Origin of the sequence: Sediminibacillus dalangtanensis (assembly GCF_017792025.1) — a bacterium.
Taxonomy (GTDB): domain Bacteria; phylum Bacillota; class Bacilli; order Bacillales; family Amphibacillaceae; genus Sediminibacillus; species Sediminibacillus dalangtanensis.
In genome coordinates, this window is the sequence record NZ_CP046956.1 from 195,702 (window position 1) to 213,818 (window position 18,117).

Genomic DNA, 18,117 nt, shown 5'->3' on the forward strand with positions numbered 1-18,117 from the left:
GTAATACGTAAGTACGTATAAATGTATATTAACTAAAATATCATAGTTGTACGTATGAATAACCGAGTGTATAATGGAAAAAGAAGGAGGGAGAAAATGAAAAATCCAACAGTGGAATCGTTTACAGTTGAAACGAAAACAGGAATGGAACCGGTTTTACCCGGAACAGTGAAATTGGAGATGGAAGGAGGAGTAACCGGGGATTTTTGTGTACAGTGGGAGACGATAACTGAAGAAATGTATTCCACCCCAGGATGGCATACCATTCACGGAAAAATAGTTGAGTCATCGTTTGTCAACCCATTGATTGAACAACGAGCAGACCCTTATATACTTAAACATACAGATGGCTACTATTATTTTACCGGTTCCTATCCGCTTTATGATCGGATTGTTTTAAGAAGAGCAAAGACAATCGAAGGGCTTCGGACTGCGGAAGAAACAGTAATCTGGAGAAAACATGAAAGTGGGATAATGTCAGAGCATATTTGGGCTCCGGAAATACATTTCATTGATGGAAAATGGTATATGTATTTTGCAGCCGGTGATCAAGAGGATATATGGGCGATTCGTCCGTACGTTCTAGAGTGTTCAGACGCCAATCCATTAGAAGGTGAATGGGTCGAAAAAGGAGCAATAAACACCGATTTCCAAAGCTTTTCACTCGATGCTACAACTTTTGAGCATCACGGAGACCGCTATCTTGTTTGGGCGCAAAAGGTAAACAATGATACCATTTCCAACCTCTATATTGCGAAGATGAAAAATCCCTGGACTATCGTGGGACCGCAAGTCTTACTGGCCACACCGGAATTTGAATGGGAGCAACAAGGGTTTCATGTAAACGAAGGCCCTGCGTTTCTTGAACGGAATGGGAAAGTATTTATTGCCTATTCAGCAAGCGCTACAGATGACCGCTATGCGATGGGACTGCTTTCAGCAGAATCGGACAGTGACCTTCTTAAGAAAGAATCTTGGTATAAAGAAAAAGAGCCTGTTTTTCAATCATCAGAGGTAACCGGGGAATATGGACCAGGTCACAACAGTTTCGTTGTAGATGATAAGGGGATTGACTTCATTGTCTATCATGCTCGTCCATACAAGCACATCACTGGGAATCCTCTATATGACCATAATCGCCATGCAAGAGTACAACAGTTGTTTTGGGAAAAGGACGGGAAGCCTTATTTTGGGATTCCTGGCCAAAAAGTGACGTTGCCTACTGACACTGTGCAGGCCAGGCTTTACGTGAGATAAAAAGCAGGAGGTTACATGGTGAAAAAAAGAATCGTTTTATTCATGATGGCTTTGTTTGTTCTCGCGGCGTTTTCCTATGGAGTTGAAGATCAGAGCGATGGACAGGTTGTGGTGGCAAATGGAAAGCCGCCCGTTGGTAAAGTGCCGATGTCAGGAGATATTGGGGATTACGTCGAAGGGGTGGTCGATGACCCTGTTCATGATCCGGCTTTATTTAAAGATAACGGCACCTATTATGTCGCTTCCACGGGTATCGCCAGAACCCCGGACGACCCGGGCGGTATATATTTGCGAAAGTCGAACGGAACTATAGGCGGCCCCTGGGAAGCTATCGGAGAAGTACCAGCACCCGATTGGGTGCAGTCGTATGGAGTAAGTCATTTATGGGCACCTGACGTTGTGAAAAAGGGGAATACCTTTTATTTATATTATGCTGTTTCCACTTTTGGTACGAATCGTTCTGCAATAGGTGTTGCCACAACACGTACTCCTGAAGATCCTGAAAGCTGGATAGACAAGGGGCCGGTACTGACTTCTACTCCGGGGCAGGAGCAGTATAACGCGATTGACCCCATGGTATTTCATGACAACGGAAAGTGGTGGTTGGTGTTCGGTTCCCATTTCAGCGGTATCCATTTGCAAGAGTTGCAGAATATGACAACGCCGACAGGACCAGTATATACACTGGCAAGCAGAGCATCAACAACTGAACATAATGCCATTGAGGCACCAACTATTTTCAAAAAGGGCGATTACTATTACTTGGTTACCTCCTGGGATCGTTGCTGTGCAGGACTTAGCAGTACATACAAAATTGCTGTCGGACGATCCGAGTCGATTACAGGGCCATACGTTGATCAAAATGGTGTCCCTTTGATAGAAGGAGGAGGAGAAGTGATCCTGGGAAATCTGGACAACCAAATCGGTCCGGGCGGCCAGGACTTTCTGAAAGACAGAGGTATTGATTATATGGTTCATCATTACTATGACGGAAATGCTGGAGGAATTATCCGTATGCAGATATGGGGAGTTTCCTGGCGTGATGGATGGCCATATTTAGAAAAGAAGCCTTCGAAAAGCTCTTGAGAGAAAATTATACGTATAAGTTACCCAGAATATCGACCAAACTTATTGACGAGTTATTGGAAAGGTGCTAATATTCAGATAAACGAAGAATACTTGATGGAGTTGGGTGCCTCTGAAAGCTTGTAATAAAAGTAAAATGTATGCGTTATCATATTGTTCATACAAGTTAAGTCATTGGTAACGCAGCCAGTCATTTCAGCGATTTTTTATGTGTAGAAATGTAAGCGATTTAAAAAGGGGAAGGGGATAAAAAAATGGAAAAAAAGACTTTGTTATCCATCATTATTGGACTGATTGTTCTTTTACTCGCCGCGTGCGGTGGGGGAGGGGAAGAGGCCTCTGGAGAAGCGGAAGAGACAGAAGTGATAGGTGGTGATTTGGAAGGTGCTACAGAGTTGACCTATTGGACGTTTGTCGGTCAGCACGTTGACTTATTTAGGGATGCTGCGGAAAGATGGAATGAAGAAAATCCGGATAGGCCAATCAAACTTGTGGCAGAAACGTATCCTTATGACCAGATGCATAACAATCTTCTTCTTTCGCTACAATCAGGAAAGGGTGCTCCGGATATTGCAGACATTGAATTAGGACGTTACGCGAACTATATGCAGGGAGAACCGCAGCTTGAACCAATGAATGAGTATATTGAGCCTGTACTGGATCAAGCAGTTACTTCACGTTTTGAATTGTATGCGAAGGATGGAAACTACTATGGTGTTCCCACACATGTGGGCGCTACGGTGATGTATTACAATACAGAAATCATGGAGGAAGCCGGGGTAGATATTGATTCGATTAAAACGTGGGACGATTATGTCGAAGCAGGAAAAAAAGTAACGGAAAATACAGATGCTGTTATGTGGAATGTTGGTACAACTGATTTTCTGATGGATTTTTGGCCAATTGTTTCGCAGAGAAATTCCGATTTTTTCAATGAAAATGGAGACGTAACGATTGATAACGAGGTCAATACAGAGACGCTGCAATTTTTGCATGATGTAATCTATAAGGAAAAAATTGCGGAAATAACACCGGGTGGAATGAACCAGTCTGAAGAATTTTATGGATACATGAACGATGGTGGTGCTGCGTCAATTCTTGCTCCTATTTGGTATATGGGAAGATTTATTGACAGCATGCCTGATTTGAAAGGTAAGATAGCAATCCGTCCAATGCCTGCCTGGGAAGAAGGCGGCAACCGTTCCGCAGGAATGGGTGGAACAGGTACAGTAGTTACCAACCAGTCAGAGGACCCGGACCTGGCCAAGGAATTTTTAGCATACGCGAAGCTCTCGGAAGAAGGCAGTGAAAAGTTGTGGACAGTGCTTGGTTTTGATCCTCCGCGCTGGGACGTTTGGGAAAGTGAAGTAGTACGCGAAGACAACAAGTACTATGATTACTTTGGTGATAATATTTTTGATGTCCTTCTGGATGTCCGCGATGAAATTAACACATTGAATATTACAGAAAAAACGCCGGATGTTGCTACAGAATATAACAGTAACACTGCGGAAAATGTGCTGCGACAGCAGTCGAAGAGTCCAGAGGAAGGTCTGAAGGATTTAGCAGAGTATGTAAGGCAGCAACAATAAAGTAAAGGCGTAAAAGGGAAGCATGGCAAAAAGGGCTCTGCTTCTCTTTTTTATTGGAAAGGTAAAACATTGACGAAAACCCTCACCTTTTATTTGAAAAGTAAAAAAACTGTTGATAAATTCAATCCATTTAGGTATACTTTATATAACTTATACGTACATATTATAAATAATAGTGATGTTTTTATTAGACGTTCGTATAATACGCAAACAAACTTCCTTTTTGCAGACACTATTGGAAGCGTATTCAGAACGAGGGATAATCATTTCATCACCCGCTCTATGGATAAGATCAGTTAAAGGAGTGAGTAAAGTGGCAGATAAATGGAAGGCAAGCATGATACTGGATAAAAGTTATCAAATCGCTAAGGTAGATAACCGGATTTATGGATCGTTCATTGAACATTTAGGACGTGCGGTTTACGGAGGAATCTATGAGCCTAGTCATCCGGAAGCAGATGAACAAGGATTTCGCCGGGATGTAATGGAATTAGTAAGGCAGCTACAAGTTCCCATTGTAAGATATCCAGGGGGAAATATGGTATCCGCCTATAATTGGGAAGATGGTGTGGGACCTAGAAAAGAACGCCCGCGGAGATTGGAGTTAGCTTGGAGAACGATTGAAACGAACGAAATGGGGACCAATGAATTTGCTGATTGGGCTGCAAAGGTAAATGCCGAAGTAATGATGGCGGTTAATCTCGGTACTCGCGGGGTAGATGCAGCAAGGAATTTAATTGAATACACAAATCATCCTGGCGGTACGTATTGGAGCGAATTAAGAAAGCAACATGGTTATAAAGAGCCACATAACATCAAAACCTGGTGTTTAGGAAACGAAATGGACGGTCCGTGGCAGGTCGGCCAAAAAACACCTTATGAATATGGAAGAATTGCACAAGAAACCGGAAAGGCAATGAAACTAGTCGATCCGACCATTGAATTAGTAGCATGTGGAAGCTCCAATTCAAGCATGCCTACGTTCCCTGAGTATGAAGCGACTACCCTGGATCTCGCTTATGAACAAATAGACTACATTTCTTTACATCAGTACTATGGAAACAGATCAAACGATACGGCAAACTATTTGGCCAAAAATCTGGATATGGACAACTTTATCAAAACGGTGATCTCAACTTGTGATTATATAAAAGCAAAGCATCGAAGCAAGAAAACAATCAACTTAAGCTTCGATGAGTGGAATGTCTGGTACCATTCCAACGAGGCGGACAATTTGATTGAGCCTTGGTCTGTAGCTCCTCCCCAGTTGGAAGACATCTATAACTTCGAGGATGCATTATTAGTGGGCAGCATGCTGATCACTTTCTTACAACATGCAGACCGTGTCAAAATGGCGTGCCTTGCACAACTGGTAAATGTAATCGCTCCAATCATGACGGAGAACAATGGACGTGCGTGGAAGCAGACGATATTTTATCCATATTACCATGCCTCTGTGTACGGCAGAGGGATTTCTTTGAAGCCAATACTGAACAGTCCTAAATATGACAGTGCGGATTTTACGGACATACCATATGTGGATAGTGCTGCTGTGCTGAATGAAAAAGAGGACGAGGTAACGATTTTCATGGTAAATAAGCATTTGCATGATTCCATTGTGTTAACTGCGGATCTTCGAAGTTTCGAAGGGTTTGCCTTAAAAGAACACATTGTACTGGAAAATGATGATTTGAAGGCTGTAAACACAAAAGAACGGGAGGAAGTAAAACCGCACAACAAGGGAAAATCTGTTTTACGCGAAGGAATTCTGGAGGCTGACTTACCGAAGACATCCTGGAATGTGATTCGGTTGGCCAAAAAGAAAGTATGATTGTATGCCGAACGAGTTCGGATCGAACAGACCATATTTAGAATAAAACGATGAATAGGGAGGGGTTCTGATGTCTTCTATTTCTTCTGCTGATACAAAAACGGAGACACGTACTAGAAGAGAGCCAAATAAATTATTGCGATTTTTGAACTCGAAAAAAGTTGTTCCATACATTTTTGTAAGCCCTTTTATCCTAACGTTCCTTGTGCTTACACTTTATCCTGCTATTCAGGGAATAATCATGAGTTTTCAAAGTGTATTGCCAGGACAGGTGGAGTTTATTGGGATGCAAAATTATACACGGATATTTAACGATACGTTCTTTACGGCTCTTTCCAATACAACAATATTTGTCGTATTGACAGTGTTGATCCTGACGATTCTGCCGATGCTGTTGGCCGTTTTACTGGATTCCAAGTATGTTAAATTGAAAACTTTATTCCGTGCTTCATTATTTGTTCCGGCTCTTACTTCTACTATTGTAGGCGGTATGATTTTCCGGTTGATGTTTGGCGAACAGGACACAGCAGTTGCTAACCAAATACTCAACTTTGTTGGAGGAGATTCCGTCAACTGGAGATTTACAGCTTGGGCAGGGATGTTTCTAATGGTAGTGCTTGCTTCCTGGCGCTGGATAGGAGTCAACATTTTATATTTCCTGGCCGCACTGCAAAATATATCTGATGAATTGTACGAAGCGGCCGATATTGATGGCGCATCTGCTTTTCAGAAGCTGCGGTTTATCACCATTCCCCATTTGAAGCCTATCATCATTTTTGTCAGCACGATTACGATTATCAATGGATTCAGGATGTTCGAGGAAAGCTTTGTTTTTTGGGAAGCAGGTTCTCCGGGAAACATCGGTTTAACGGTTGTCGGCTATATCTATCAACAGGGGATACAGCAAAATGACATGGGCTTCGGCGCTGCTGTCGGGGTTGTTCTGATGCTGATTATTTTCCTGGTAAGCTTTGTTTATTTACTGCTTACAGGAACCTTTAAAAAGGGGGAAGAGTAAATGGCTAAGGACCAAAAAAATAAAACGTTATGGAAATGGGTTGCCAATATAGGTTTGGGTATCATTTGCTTTATCGCTTTATTTCCGATAATCAGTCTGGTGGTTTCGTCTTTTATGCCTTCTTCTGTGCTAATGCGAAATGGGATAACATTCAATATTGATTGGGAGCAACTAAGTTTCTATAACTATCAATATATTTTTACTGAGGCTGCCAGTTACTGGTCTTGGTACGGAAATAGTTTAGTCATATCGGCTCTTACGATCGTCCTTTCGTTGTTCTTTTCTTCCATGGTCGGTTACGCCTTGGCAATGTATGAATTCAAAGGAAGGAATTTCTTTTTCGTGCTGGTGTTATTCATCCTGATGGTTCCTTTCGAGATTTTGATGCTGCCGCTATATCAGTTAATGATCAGTACACAATTAATCAATACGTATTTAGCTGTTATTTTGCCTATGGTTGTGGCTCCAGTCGCTGTTTTCTTTTTTAGGCAGTATGCACTCGGGCTGCCGAAAGCATTGATGGATGCAGCGAGAATAGACGGATCGACCGAATACGGTATTTTCTTTAAAATCATGCTTCCGCTGATGGGACCGTCGCTAGCTGCCATGGCGATTTTACAAGGACTGGCCAGTTGGAATAACTTTTTGTGGCCGTTATTGGTCCTCCGTTCCAATGATATGTTTACCTTACCAATCGGGTTAGCCACATTGCTTACTCCTTATGGTAATAACTACGATGTCTTAATAGCGGGCTCTGTTATGACAATTATTCCGATTATCATCCTGTTCATTGTTTTTCAACGTTTCTTTATATCTGGCTTGACCGTCGGGGGCGTAAAAGGATGAAAAATATCTATTGGGAGATTGCGATTTTCCAGCTCTATAGTCTGTGAAATAAACGGAGGAAGGTGCCTGAAGTGAACGCCAAAACAGTGGTGACGACATTAGATACAATCTTAAACTGGATAACGAAATTGGCTTTGCTTAATTTCCTTTGGATTTTGTATACGTTTAAAGGACTAATTATCGGTGGGGTTTTCCCAGCAACAGCAGCCGCAATGGGAATCGTTAGAAAATGGTTGAGAGGGGAAAGGGATTTGAAAACCTGGCAAACTTTCGATCAATTTTTCCGGATCGAGTTTAAAAATGCAAATGTTCTTGGATGGATTCTTGCTGCTTTTGGGATGCTTCTCTATCTAAACTACCAAGTGATCGCATCATCGTCTGATGAGTTGTTTTTTGTTATTCCTTTTGCCTTTTACTTTGTTTTATTTCTATACAGCTTAGTGGTCATTTGGTCGTTTCCATTACTGATTCACTACCAGACAAAAGTCTATCAATACATAAAAAATGCACTCATCATCGGTCTTACCAAACTGCACATTTCCGTGAGTGTTGCCGTATTAATGTTCGTCTTGCTATACGTTTCCGTTGATTATCCATCGATCATCCCTTTCTTTCTGTTTAGTTTGGGCGCTTTGGCCTGGCTATGGCCGACTCTGCCGATTCTGATGAAATTGGATGCCAAATTATCAGGCAAATAAACAGTCGACCTTATGCAGAAAGAACGGTGATTTAAAAAATACGTTTGCAATTGTTTACTTATCTGTTTGTAAAAGGAGGGGCTTATTATGAGTAATAGCCTGGTTATCAATGCCGACTTAAAGGAAGGAAAAATAAACAAGAATATCTATGGGCACTTTGCTGAACATTTGGGGAGATGTATTTATGAAGGTATCTGGGTTGGAGAAGAGTCCGAAATCCCCAATACGAATGGCATCCGTAATGATGTACTGCAAGCATTGAAGAATTTAAACATCCCGGTGCTTCGCTGGCCTGGAGGCTGTTTTGCTGACGAGTATCATTGGAAAGATGGTGTCGGTCCGAGAGAGAAGCGGAAACGAATGGTCAATACTCACTGGGGCGGTGTGGTTGAAAACAACCATTTCGGTACCCATGAGTTTATGATGCTATGCGATATGCTTGGAGCGGAACCATATATTTGCGGAAATGTTGGCAGCGGCACAGTGCAGGAAATGGCGGAATGGGTGGAATACATGACGTTTGATGGGGAATCCCCTATGGCTGACTGGCGCAGACAGAACGGGCGGGAGGAACCGTGGAAGCTACAATTCTTTGGTGTCGGAAATGAGAACTGGGGCTGCGGTGGCAATATGCGTCCCCAGTATTATGCAGATCTGTATCGCCGCTATCAAACGTATGCCCGGGATTATGGAGATAACAAGCTATTTAAGATTGCCGGCGGCGCTAACATAGACGATTACCATTGGACAGAGGTATTAATGAGAGAAGCTGCACCATTTATGGATGGGCTTAGCCTGCATTATTACACCATTCCAGGCGACTTCTGGAAAGGAAAGGGTTCTGCTGTAGATTTTACGGCCGATGAGTGGGATACCACGTTAAGGAAGGCTTTGTATATGGAGGAGCTAATTACCAAACATGGCACAATCATGGACAAATACGATCCTGATAAACGGATCGGCCTGATTATCGATGAGTGGGGAACCTGGTTTGATGTGGAGCCTGGTACAAACCCAGGTTATCTGTTTCAGCAGAATACAATTCGGGACGCACTGGTAGCAGGTGTCACGTTAAACATTTTTAACAATCACCAGGATAGGATACAAATGGCCAATATAGCACAGACAGTAAATGTTTTACAGGCAATGGTGTTAACAGAAGGCGCACAGATGATCCTTACTCCGACTTATCATGTGTTTGACATGTATAAGAAACATCAAGATGCTGAAAAACTTTCTATCAACCTTAATTCAGACAGTATTGCAACTTCAGATCAACAGGTATACCAACAAGTAAGTGCTTCTGCTTCCATATCGGAAGAAGGGGAAGTACTTGTTACACTTTGTAATTTAGATCAGGAGAAACAAGCTCCCCTTCATCTTACGGTCCGCGGCATGTCGTTTGCAAAGGTAAACGGCAGAATTTTAACAGCAAATGAACCGAATGCCAGAAATACATTTGAACAACCGGATTCTATTAAACCAGAAGAGTTTACGCAGTTTCAGCAGGATGAGGATATGCTGCACGTGGATCTTCCTTCTAAATCTATCGTGTCATTGACGATCAAGTAGCCGAACGAGTGGAAAATTTTGTGAGAAGGAGCTGTAGGATGAATATTTCACAAAACATATACAAGCTAGCTGACCAAGTCTCCGGAACAGCCATTGACTTGCCGGACATTCAGGTGTCCCGCTATGCGATAGAACAGGTTCCTGATTATGTTAAGGAAAATACGTATAAACAAACTGTACTTGTAGCCGATGAAAATACAAAGTACGCTGCAGGTGAAAAACTGCAAAATCTTTTGACTGAAACAGGGGTCGACGCGAAATTAGTCCTTCTTCGGCCGAATAGGCATGGCCAGGTGATAGCTGATGAACAAACGATTGTCCAGCTATTATTGGAAACACCACCAAAAACGGAATTATTGATTGCGGTTGGATCAGGAACAATTCATGATATTGTTAGGTTTGTCGGTTTCAAAATGAACATACCCTTTCTATCTGTCCCGACAGCTGCATCTGTCGACGGGTTCACATCCAAAGGAGCTCCATTGATTTTACGCGGAGAGAAAAGAACGATTCAAACGGCTTTCCCTATTGCGGTGTTTGCTGATATAACAGTGTTGAAAGCAGCGCCTCGACAACTGACCGCTGCGGGGTTTGGAGATATAATCGGAAAGTATACATCCTTGTTGGATTGGGAAATCTCCGCACTCGTCGGCGGCGAGCCATACAATAAACTGGCTGCAGATATCACCAGGAAATCTTTAGTAACTTGCGTTGAAAACGTAGAAAAAATAGCCGCTGCGGATGAAGAGGGAGTTCGGATATTGACAGAAGCTCTCATAGAGTCGGGATTGGTCATGCTCTTATTGGATTTTTCCCGTCCCGCCTCAGGGGCTGAACATCATCTGTCCCATTACTGGGAAATGGATTTGTTAAAATCGGATAAACCGCAAATCTATCATGGAGCGAAAGTGGGAGCAGCAACAGCAATTGTCACTGAATTATATAAACGATTTGCATCCTGCTATCAACCAGCCGGTGACCCTGGCAAGGGGACAATTAGTGACAAAATCGAAAAGCTATATAAAAATTGGAGTTACATTGAAAAAGCAATCGAAGCGTTGCCTGATCCTTCTTCTATAATACAACTGTTGCGAAAAGTGGGTGGTCCTGGCGTTCCAGGAGAATTAGGGATTCCGGAACGGCTTGTCGAGCAAAGCTTAAATGAGGCCTACCAATTGAGGGACCGTTGGACCGGCCTGCGCTTGATAAATATGATTAAAAAAGAACCGTTAAATTACCCCTTATCGGAAATGTGTTGGCCGGATGAGTTGTAAAGGCTGTATGCAGATAGTGGATACTACTGATGAAGTGAAACAACTTGTCGCTGAACAACTGAAATTAGAAACAAATTTAGTAAGTGACAGCGAATATGAAGACAGACTGAAAATTTGTAAGGACTGTCCGTCATTGTCAAGTGATATAACTTGTATGCACTGCGGATGTTATATACACTTTCGGACAAGATTAAAAGATAAAAGCTGTCCTCACCCTTCTGGCGCTAAATGGTAAGCTCGTGCAAGAAACCTTATCCGTTATATTGGATAGGTTTCTTTTTTTGTAAATTCAAAAACAGATTGTTCATAGCTTTACAAATACCAGGTTAGTAGCTATGATTAGATACTATAATTTTATTGATCAATCGGGAGTGTGACACAGTGTGAAAAATTTTGAGCAATCGGATTTATTGAATAGACTGCCTGATCAGTTTTTTGCCAATCTAGTGGCAAAAGTGAAAGGCTTGGTTGAAGAAGGACACGATGTAATTAATTTGGGGCAGGGAAACCCGGATTTGCCGACACCTGATGCCATTGTAAAAGAATTGCAGGCCGCGGCGGAAAATCCGGCTTATCATAAATATTCGCCATTTCGTGGCTTTTCGTTTTTAAAGCAGGCTGCAGCAGATTTTTATAAACGGGAATACCATGTAGACCTGGATCCGGATTCGGAGGTTGCTGTTTTATTCGGTGCAAAAACAGGGCTTGTAGAATTAAGTCAATGCCTGCTTAATCCAGGGGACCTCGCATTGCTCCCTGATCCCGGCTACCCGGATTACATGTCGGGTATCGCTTTGGCGAATGCTGAAACGTACTTGATGCCATTACTGAAAAGCAATGCATTTCTGCCAGACTATCAATCCATTAATCCGGAACAGTGGGAAAGAGCCAAACTGCTGTTTTTGAATTATCCTAATAACCCGACTTCTGCTGTAGCGGACAAGTCTTTTTTTGATGAAACGATTGCGATGGCAAATAAGCATAATGTGTGTGTCATCCACGATTTCGCTTACGGGGCACTGGGGTTTGACGGAGAGAAGCCGCAAAGCTTTCTCCAGTCTGAGGGTGCCAAGGAAGTCGGTGTGGAAATTTATACGCTTTCCAAAACCTATAACATGGCAGGTTGGAGAGTGGCTTTTGCAGTCGGAAACCGCTCGGTAATCGAAAGCATCAACCTGTTGCAGGACCATATGTATGTCAGCTTGTTCGGTGGAATTCAGCATGCCGCTGCCAAGGCGCTTACTGGAGACCAGACAGCAGTGTCTCAACTGGTGCAAACCTATCAAAATAGAAGAGATCGATTTATTGATCGATTAAATGAAATCGGTTGGAAGGTAGAAAAGCCGAAAGGAACTTTCTTCGCCTGGCTGCCGGTGCCAGATGGCTTCACCTCTGAATCTTTTGCCGATTTATTACTGGAAAAAGCCCATGTGGCGGTGGCACCGGGTAACGGATTCGGGGAGAATGGCGCAGGCTATATACGTGTTGGCTTGTTGGACAAGGAAGAACGCTTGGAGGAAGCAGCAGATAGGATAGCGGCATTGGGGCTATTTGATAAGTAGGAGTGAAAAGGGCTGCCACCATAAGTATCTGGATTGATGACTTATGAGGGCAGCCTCTTAATTTTTTTATCATAATGGGGTCCCCGAACTGGTTGATGAAGCTGCTTGTGCTCTTCTACAATTAGTCAGCTGACCGCACAGCGGTTAGGGCCTGCTTCCATCACCTGCTGCTGCTGTGGTTCAGGCTGGACGAGACCTAAATTAGCTTGCCTGATTTCCTGATAGCTGTTTGGCTGTGGCGGCAGGTTTTCTGTAACCAATTCGATAAACCGTTCCTGCGGGGAAACATTCAGTCGCTGATTGTTTGTGTATAACGCTTGTAATGTACTCAGGACCTTGCCGTTATTTGTCAATTCCTCACTGCTGCTGAAATGAGTCGGCAGTACCACCAAGTCTTGAGAAAGAGAAGGGAAGCGATCATACAACGTGTTATGCAGATATTTCGCCCACTCGTCTGCTTTTCCTGCTAAATCCGGTCGACCGATCGATTGGACAAATAGCGTATCACCCGTCAGCAGATACTCCTCATCCACTAGGAAGCTTGTACTTCCCAATGTATGACCTGGGGAAGCTAAGATGGTAACAGCCTGCTGATTGTCTCCCAAAGCAATGGGCATGCCATCTTCGAGTGGAGTATAAGCAAACGAAGCCCCTTCATCATCTTCTGGCGGGAACCAATACATAGCCCCGGCAGCTTCCGCTAGATTCTTTCCTCCTGATAGATGATCTGCGTGAAGATGGGTGTCGGCTACATGCTTAATTGTCCACCCATGCTTGTCTGCAAAGGCTTGATAAACTTCCGTAAATCGGCTCGGATCAATTACCATGGCCTCATTATCGATGACTATCATATAAGACAGACAGCCTTTTCCCAGCCGGATGAATTGATAAATACTTCCTCCGCTTGCGAGAGTTCCTGCCTTTACCGGTTCCAAATGTTCTCCCCAGCCGGTTATGCCGCCGATCAAGTATGTAACGTTATGCATGCCTTCTCTTTTCAGAAGACCTGTGGCTGTCTGGGCGGATATGCCTCTGTAGCAAACGATGTAGACTGGACGATCTTGGGGAAGCTGCTGCTTGGTTTCAGCTGGAGCTGTCTTTATTTCTGCCAGCGGTATGTTGATGCTTTCTACGTTCCTGCCTTCAATTTTCCAATCTTGGTAATCTTCCCGCCTGCGGATATCCAAAATAAAAATATCCTCGTGATGTAACACACGATTGGCAAGCTCTTTTACAGTCAATGGATCCATATTCCGATCTCCTCCTCCTTTTTTCAACCAGTATAACAAACTGTGATTCCAGTTGATAATATATATGCAAGTACCCCCGATTGGTTGTAAAGAAACGAAAAAAAGCCATACAGTCTCAGATTATATGGGATGGCTGCTCTCGAGATTCAATAATAAGGCACAGCCCGAAGCTAGCTGAAAAAAGGTGACAGAGTGCTCTCAGCTTATCTGATGAACTCTAACCAACTATCACGGAAAAATGCCCATAGGATTTTTGGTGGAACCAGACTTCTATCAGCGAAGGAAATACACGTAGACTCCCGCGGGAGGAAAGGCCTAGGGGAGACCCCGGAGAGCGTTAGCTCGAGGAGGCTCACCAGCCGCCCGCGGAAAGCGTAGTGTATTTCCGTAGCGCAGGATGTAGAACCAATATAAGAAGTCTGGGGAAGTCTAAAATAAATTATCATAGCTGATAAAAATCTTTTGTGTTAGCAACTAGCTGATGGTAGACCGCTTCAACTGGAAGTCGCTTCAATTCAGCGATTTTGGCAACACTGGCGTGGATCATCTTCGGGTGCGTCATCAATCCATGGAACGGTCCTTCAAATGGCCAGGGCCCATCTGTTTCAACCATCAATGAAGTGAGGGGAATTTGCCGAATCAACCGCTGTATTTCCGATTCATACAAACAGTCTGGCGTAACGGAAAGCATATATCCGTTTCCGACTATACGTCGGACGGTGCTTTTGTCCCCTTTAAACCAGTGAAAATGAGCTTGGCGAATTGAATGCTTTTCCAATAGTTCACAGACAATTGGGGCATCTTCATATATAGCGTGTAAGACCACTGGTTTATTCCAGTTTCCTGCATGGATGATCATTGTTTCTAATAGTTGCTTATAGGGTTCGATGCTTATTGTCGGATCCTCTTTGCGCATGTAGTAAGGCAAGCCGACCTCCCCTACTGCTTTCATGTCAGTGTGATGCTGTTCCATAAAGCCTACCAATTCATATAGTTCTTCAGCTGTCGGAAGCTGCTGTTCGGGGTGGTACCCAAAAGCAGGTTGGATACGCTTATCGACTTTGGCAAGCTGCCATGTCTGTTTAGCCGAAGAAAGATGGTTTGATACTGCAACCAACCCCTCTATATGATACTCGTCCAGCTCCTGCAACAACTGTCGCTGTTGTGTATTTGTGTACATATCAAGGTGTATATGGGCATCGATCACTTGCTTCATGCCATCACTCGCAGTTCCTGGTAAATTGTTTTTTTCCACTCTAAGAAATCTTGGGATAAAACCATGGATTCCTTGCGCGGGCGGGGAAAAGGAATCGTGAAATCTGCCTTTACCCGGGCTGGACCACTGGATAAGACAATTACCCGGTCCGAAAGGAATAGTGCTTCTTCAATATTATGGGTGACAAACAGGATGGAGCGTCGGTGCTCCTCCCACATAGAAAGCAGCCATTGCTGCATGTCCAATCGGGTAAACTCATCCAATGCCGAAAAAGGTTCATCCAGACACATTAGCGGCTGAGGGCTCAACATGCTGCGTATAAAGGCAGCACGCTGCTTCATCCCGCCTGACAGGTAATCAGGATAAGCATCTTCGTATCCTGCCAGCCCAGCTTTTGCCATCATATTGATCGCTTCGCTCCGATTTTTCTCCCCTATGATTTCTACGCCGAGCATGATATTCTCCAAGACAGTGCGCCAGGGCAGCAAAGAAGGGGACTGCGGCATGTAACTGATTGCTCCTCTTTTTCCATTCACCCGCTTGCCATCCAAGTAAATGTCGCCGCTATCCGGTTCCAGCAATCCGCCAATCAAATGAAACAAAGTGCTTTTACCGCTTCCGGAAGGACCGACAATCGAGACAAATTCGGCATCAGAAACAGACAAGGAAACGTTCTCCAATACTTGTCTGCCACCGAATGATTTGGAAATATCGATAAGTGATAATTCAGCCATGCTGTTCAGCCCCTTTCTTTTTCCAGCGGATGACTCGTTTTTCTATGGTGATAATGACGACAAAAAAAAGAAGGCACAACACCATGATAAAAAAGATCGCGACAAAAACCCTATCGGTCCTGAACGATGAAGATGCTAAGGTCATGTACACTCCGATTCCTTGTTGTGCACCGAGCCACTCGGATATCACGGCTCCCATTACGCTGTAGGTAGCGGAAATCTTAAGGCCGGAAAACAACGATGGAAGGGCGGTAGGCCATTCCAGTTTCCAAAATATTTGCCGTTTGTCTGCCCCGGCCATTTTTAAGTAATGGAGCAGCTCCGGACTTGTTTGACGGAAACCATCCAATGTAGCAACGGCAATCGGAAAAAAGCAGACCAACGTAATGATGATCAGCTTGGGAAGAATGCCGAATCCGAACCAGATAACCAACAACGGGGCAAGGACGATGATTGGAATGTTTTGCGAGAGAATCATCAACGGATAAACAGTTTCTCTCAGTTTAGGAAGCAAATGCAGACAGACAGAAGCTGTAATCCCGATACTGGTACCAAGGAGAAATCCGATCAGGGTCAGCTTGATAGTCGAGAACAAATGCAGCTTGTAATCCCCCCATCCTGCGACTGCCTCCTGCCATATTTGTGACGGTGTCGGCAGCAGCCAGGAGGGTATTTCCGCAGCTCTGCCTGCTGTCTCCCAAATCACCAATAAAAGCAGGATGGCTATAACCGGGCGCCATCCTGTCTTTAATTGTTTCATTTACGGTATTTCTCCGTCAGTTTATCCATGGAAGCGCCGTCGGGCTGGTAAAGAATTTTTACTTGGGAAATGACATTAAGGCTCCCCAGCTCGATCATCCGTTTGTTCATTTTTTCGATAACAGCAAACAGCTCGGTTAAATCTCCCTCCATCGTCGTTTCCAGCGGGTTTACCTGATAACGTACCCCGGATTCCTCGATTACCGCGATTGCTTCATCTACATAAGGAATGACATCTTCGCCGTTTTTGGTTTTTGGGATAATTTGAATACTTACCAGTGAATCACTCATTGTTTTCTTCTCCTCCGTCCGGTAAAAATTTGTTGGTGAAAGCTTTTTCGGCTTCTAACTCATGATCGAGCAGGCCATTGTCATACATCCAGTCGGCATAGTTTTCCCAGACTTGCTGTTGTTGTTCGCCCCATCGGGGTGCATCATCCTGATATTTCGGAGACAACCATTGCTGACTCGCTTTAACCAGTTCGGCGTCCAAATCTGGAACCGCATCAATGAGAATGTCGGCGGCTTCATCTGGCTGATCCGCTGCAAACTGATAACCTTTGGAAACGGCAGCTACGAAGGCTTCGACGGTCTCTGGCTCATCGGCGATTTTCTGTTCACTTGTCGTGAGTACAGGTGTATAGTAGTCCAGTTTTTCGGAGTAGTCTGTCAGGTACTGCATATTCAACTCTTTCCCGCGAAGCTCTGCTTCAACGCCGGTCCAGCCGTAATAAATCCAGGCGAAGTCAATATCACGCTCGACTGCTGTAAAGAAGTCAGTATCTCCCATATTGACGATATCGACTTTTTCTACATCGGCATTTTCCTGCTTCATTAGGGAATCGATCACCGCTTTCTCCACGGGTGCACCCCAACCGCCATACGTTTTTCCTTCAAAATCTTTTGGCGAAGTGATTCCTTTTTCTTTTGGTGAAGCAAAACCGGAAGTATTATGCTGAATAATGGCAGCAATCGAAACAATCGGTATATCTTGTACACGGGCTTCCGTCAAGGCTTCCTGGGCGCCTATTCCAAAATCTGCTTTCCCAGATGCGACTAATTGATCTGCCCCTGCTTCTCCGGGCATCAGAATTTCCACATCGAGCCCTTCTTCCTTGAAATATCCCTTTTCCTGAGCAGCATATATGCCAGTGTGGTTTGTATTAGGCGTCCAATCCAGCACGAGGGACACTTTCTTTAATGCGTCCTTTTCTTGTGAACCGGAGTTCTCTTCGCTACTGCAGCCAGCTGCCAACAGCAGCAGGGCGGTAAGTAAAATTAGTAACTTTTTCATCCTATTTCCTCCTAGCGGTTAATGATGAAACACTTAGACGATGCAGGACTGAAATAGGGAACAGGAACCGTGTGAACTGCCACGAAAATTGCTTACGGTTCTGTTGAAGGTTAGCCATTGAAGGGCAA

At 43.9% G+C, this 18,117-nt stretch carries 17 protein-coding genes; 11 read left to right on the top strand and 6 right to left on the bottom strand.

Annotated features, from left to right (window positions below):
- Window positions 1-96: 96 nt before the first annotated feature.
- The 11 genes from ERJ70_RS01110 to ERJ70_RS01155 all read left to right on the top strand — a co-directional run bounded on the left by ERJ70_RS01110 (window position 97) and on the right by ERJ70_RS01155 (window position 12,736).
- A complete protein-coding gene (locus ERJ70_RS01110; RefSeq protein WP_209366567.1) occupies window positions 97-1,257 on the top strand; it encodes a family 43 glycosylhydrolase in 1,161 nt (386 codons plus the stop codon).
- 15 nt (window positions 1,258-1,272) lie between these two features.
- On the top strand, window positions 1,273-2,343 hold the full coding sequence (locus ERJ70_RS01115) for an arabinan endo-1,5-alpha-L-arabinosidase (RefSeq protein ID WP_209366568.1): 1,071 nt from the start codon (window positions 1,273-1,275) through the stop codon (window positions 2,341-2,343).
- Window positions 2,344-2,597: 254 nt separating this feature from the next.
- Window positions 2,598-3,935, top strand: a complete 1,338-nt coding sequence (locus tag ERJ70_RS01120; protein WP_209366569.1) for an ABC transporter substrate-binding protein — start codon at window positions 2,598-2,600, stop codon at window positions 3,933-3,935.
- A gap of 337 nt (window positions 3,936-4,272) precedes the next feature.
- A complete protein-coding gene (gene arfA, locus ERJ70_RS01125; protein ID WP_209369075.1) occupies window positions 4,273-5,766 on the top strand; it encodes an arabinosylfuranosidase ArfA in 1,494 nt (497 codons plus the stop codon).
- A 70-nt stretch (window positions 5,767-5,836) separates the two neighbouring features.
- On the top strand, window positions 5,837-6,784 hold the full coding sequence (locus tag ERJ70_RS01130) for a carbohydrate ABC transporter permease (protein ID WP_209366570.1): 948 nt from the start codon (window positions 5,837-5,839) through the stop codon (window positions 6,782-6,784).
- Window positions 6,785-7,630, top strand: coding sequence for a carbohydrate ABC transporter permease (locus ERJ70_RS01135; RefSeq protein ID WP_209366571.1), 846 nt, complete (start codon window positions 6,785-6,787; stop codon window positions 7,628-7,630).
- A gap of 71 nt (window positions 7,631-7,701) precedes the next feature.
- A complete protein-coding gene (locus ERJ70_RS01140) occupies window positions 7,702-8,328 on the top strand; it encodes a YesL family protein (RefSeq protein WP_209366572.1) in 627 nt (208 codons plus the stop codon).
- Window positions 8,329-8,415: 87 nt separating this feature from the next.
- Window positions 8,416-9,900 carry an alpha-N-arabinofuranosidase gene (locus tag ERJ70_RS01145; RefSeq protein ID WP_209366573.1) on the top strand — a complete coding sequence of 495 codons (1,485 nt, stop codon included), beginning with the start codon at window positions 8,416-8,418 and terminating at the stop codon, window positions 9,898-9,900.
- A 38-nt stretch (window positions 9,901-9,938) separates the two neighbouring features.
- On the top strand, window positions 9,939-11,174 hold the full coding sequence (locus ERJ70_RS01150; RefSeq protein ID WP_209366574.1) for a sn-glycerol-1-phosphate dehydrogenase: 1,236 nt from the start codon (window positions 9,939-9,941) through the stop codon (window positions 11,172-11,174).
- A gap of 7 nt (window positions 11,175-11,181) precedes the next feature.
- Window positions 11,182-11,409, top strand: coding sequence for a DUF6171 family protein (locus ERJ70_RS19945; protein WP_245208086.1), 228 nt, complete (start codon window positions 11,182-11,184; stop codon window positions 11,407-11,409).
- Window positions 11,410-11,557: 148 nt separating this feature from the next.
- Window positions 11,558-12,736, top strand: coding sequence for a pyridoxal phosphate-dependent aminotransferase (locus ERJ70_RS01155; protein ID WP_209366575.1), 1,179 nt, complete (start codon window positions 11,558-11,560; stop codon window positions 12,734-12,736).
- Window positions 12,737-12,861: 125 nt separating this feature from the next.
- Here ERJ70_RS01155 and ERJ70_RS01160 read toward each other — a convergent pair whose 3' ends face one another.
- From ERJ70_RS01160 to ERJ70_RS01185, 6 genes are all read right to left on the bottom strand, one after another.
- Complete coding sequence (locus tag ERJ70_RS01160; protein ID WP_209366576.1) at window positions 12,862-13,986, bottom strand: MBL fold metallo-hydrolase; 1,125 nt, start codon at window positions 13,984-13,986, stop codon at window positions 12,862-12,864.
- Window positions 13,987-14,428: 442 nt separating this feature from the next.
- The gene (locus ERJ70_RS01165) at window positions 14,429-15,241 is read right to left on the bottom strand and encodes a TatD family hydrolase (protein WP_245208087.1); all 813 of its coding nucleotides are present in this window, start codon (window positions 15,239-15,241) and stop codon (window positions 14,429-14,431) included.
- Complete coding sequence (locus ERJ70_RS01170) at window positions 15,199-15,936, bottom strand: ABC transporter ATP-binding protein (protein ID WP_209366577.1); 738 nt, start codon at window positions 15,934-15,936, stop codon at window positions 15,199-15,201. Before ERJ70_RS01170 ends, ERJ70_RS01165 begins: the two co-directional genes overlap by 43 nt.
- Window positions 15,929-16,696, bottom strand: a complete 768-nt coding sequence (locus tag ERJ70_RS01175; RefSeq protein ID WP_209366578.1) for an ABC transporter permease — start codon at window positions 16,694-16,696, stop codon at window positions 15,929-15,931. The genes ERJ70_RS01170 and ERJ70_RS01175 overlap by 8 nt, the downstream gene beginning before the upstream one ends.
- Window positions 16,693-16,986 carry a thiamine-binding protein gene (locus ERJ70_RS01180; RefSeq protein WP_209366579.1) on the bottom strand — a complete coding sequence of 98 codons (294 nt, stop codon included), beginning with the start codon at window positions 16,984-16,986 and terminating at the stop codon, window positions 16,693-16,695. The genes ERJ70_RS01175 and ERJ70_RS01180 overlap by 4 nt, the downstream gene beginning before the upstream one ends.
- The gene (locus tag ERJ70_RS01185) at window positions 16,979-17,989 is read right to left on the bottom strand and encodes an ABC transporter substrate-binding protein (RefSeq protein WP_209366580.1); all 1,011 of its coding nucleotides are present in this window, start codon (window positions 17,987-17,989) and stop codon (window positions 16,979-16,981) included. The genes ERJ70_RS01180 and ERJ70_RS01185 overlap by 8 nt, the downstream gene beginning before the upstream one ends.
- Window positions 17,990-18,117 lie beyond the last annotated feature (128 nt).

Excerpts from the sequence above, each read along its gene's own strand:
- arfA (WP_209369075.1), top strand. The coding sequence starts at position 4,273 with ATGATACTGGATAAAAGTTATCAAATCGCTAAGGTAGATAACCGGATT.
- ERJ70_RS01135 (WP_209366571.1), top strand. The coding sequence starts at position 6,785 with ATGGCTAAGGACCAAAAAAATAAAACGTTATGGAAATGGGTTGCCAAT.
- ERJ70_RS01115 (WP_209366568.1), top strand. The coding sequence starts at position 1,273 with ATGGTGAAAAAAAGAATCGTTTTATTCATGATGGCTTTGTTTGTTCTC.
- ERJ70_RS19945 (WP_245208086.1), top strand. The coding sequence starts at position 11,182 with ATGCAGATAGTGGATACTACTGATGAAGTGAAACAACTTGTCGCTGAA.
- ERJ70_RS01185 (WP_209366580.1), bottom strand. The coding sequence starts at position 17,989 with ATGAAAAAGTTACTAATTTTACTTACCGCCCTGCTGCTGTTGGCAGCT.
- ERJ70_RS01150 (WP_209366574.1), top strand. The coding sequence starts at position 9,939 with ATGAATATTTCACAAAACATATACAAGCTAGCTGACCAAGTCTCCGGA.
- ERJ70_RS01180 (WP_209366579.1), bottom strand. The coding sequence starts at position 16,986 with ATGAGTGATTCACTGGTAAGTATTCAAATTATCCCAAAAACCAAAAAC.
- ERJ70_RS01130 (WP_209366570.1), top strand. The coding sequence starts at position 5,837 with ATGTCTTCTATTTCTTCTGCTGATACAAAAACGGAGACACGTACTAGA.
- ERJ70_RS01110 (WP_209366567.1), top strand. The coding sequence starts at position 97 with ATGAAAAATCCAACAGTGGAATCGTTTACAGTTGAAACGAAAACAGGA.
- ERJ70_RS01160 (WP_209366576.1), bottom strand. The coding sequence starts at position 13,986 with ATGGATCCATTGACTGTAAAAGAGCTTGCCAATCGTGTGTTACATCAC.
- ERJ70_RS01175 (WP_209366578.1), bottom strand. The coding sequence starts at position 16,696 with ATGAAACAATTAAAGACAGGATGGCGCCCGGTTATAGCCATCCTGCTT.
- ERJ70_RS01120 (WP_209366569.1), top strand. The coding sequence starts at position 2,598 with ATGGAAAAAAAGACTTTGTTATCCATCATTATTGGACTGATTGTTCTT.
- ERJ70_RS01170 (WP_209366577.1), bottom strand. The coding sequence starts at position 15,936 with ATGGCTGAATTATCACTTATCGATATTTCCAAATCATTCGGTGGCAGA.
- ERJ70_RS01145 (WP_209366573.1), top strand. The coding sequence starts at position 8,416 with ATGAGTAATAGCCTGGTTATCAATGCCGACTTAAAGGAAGGAAAAATA.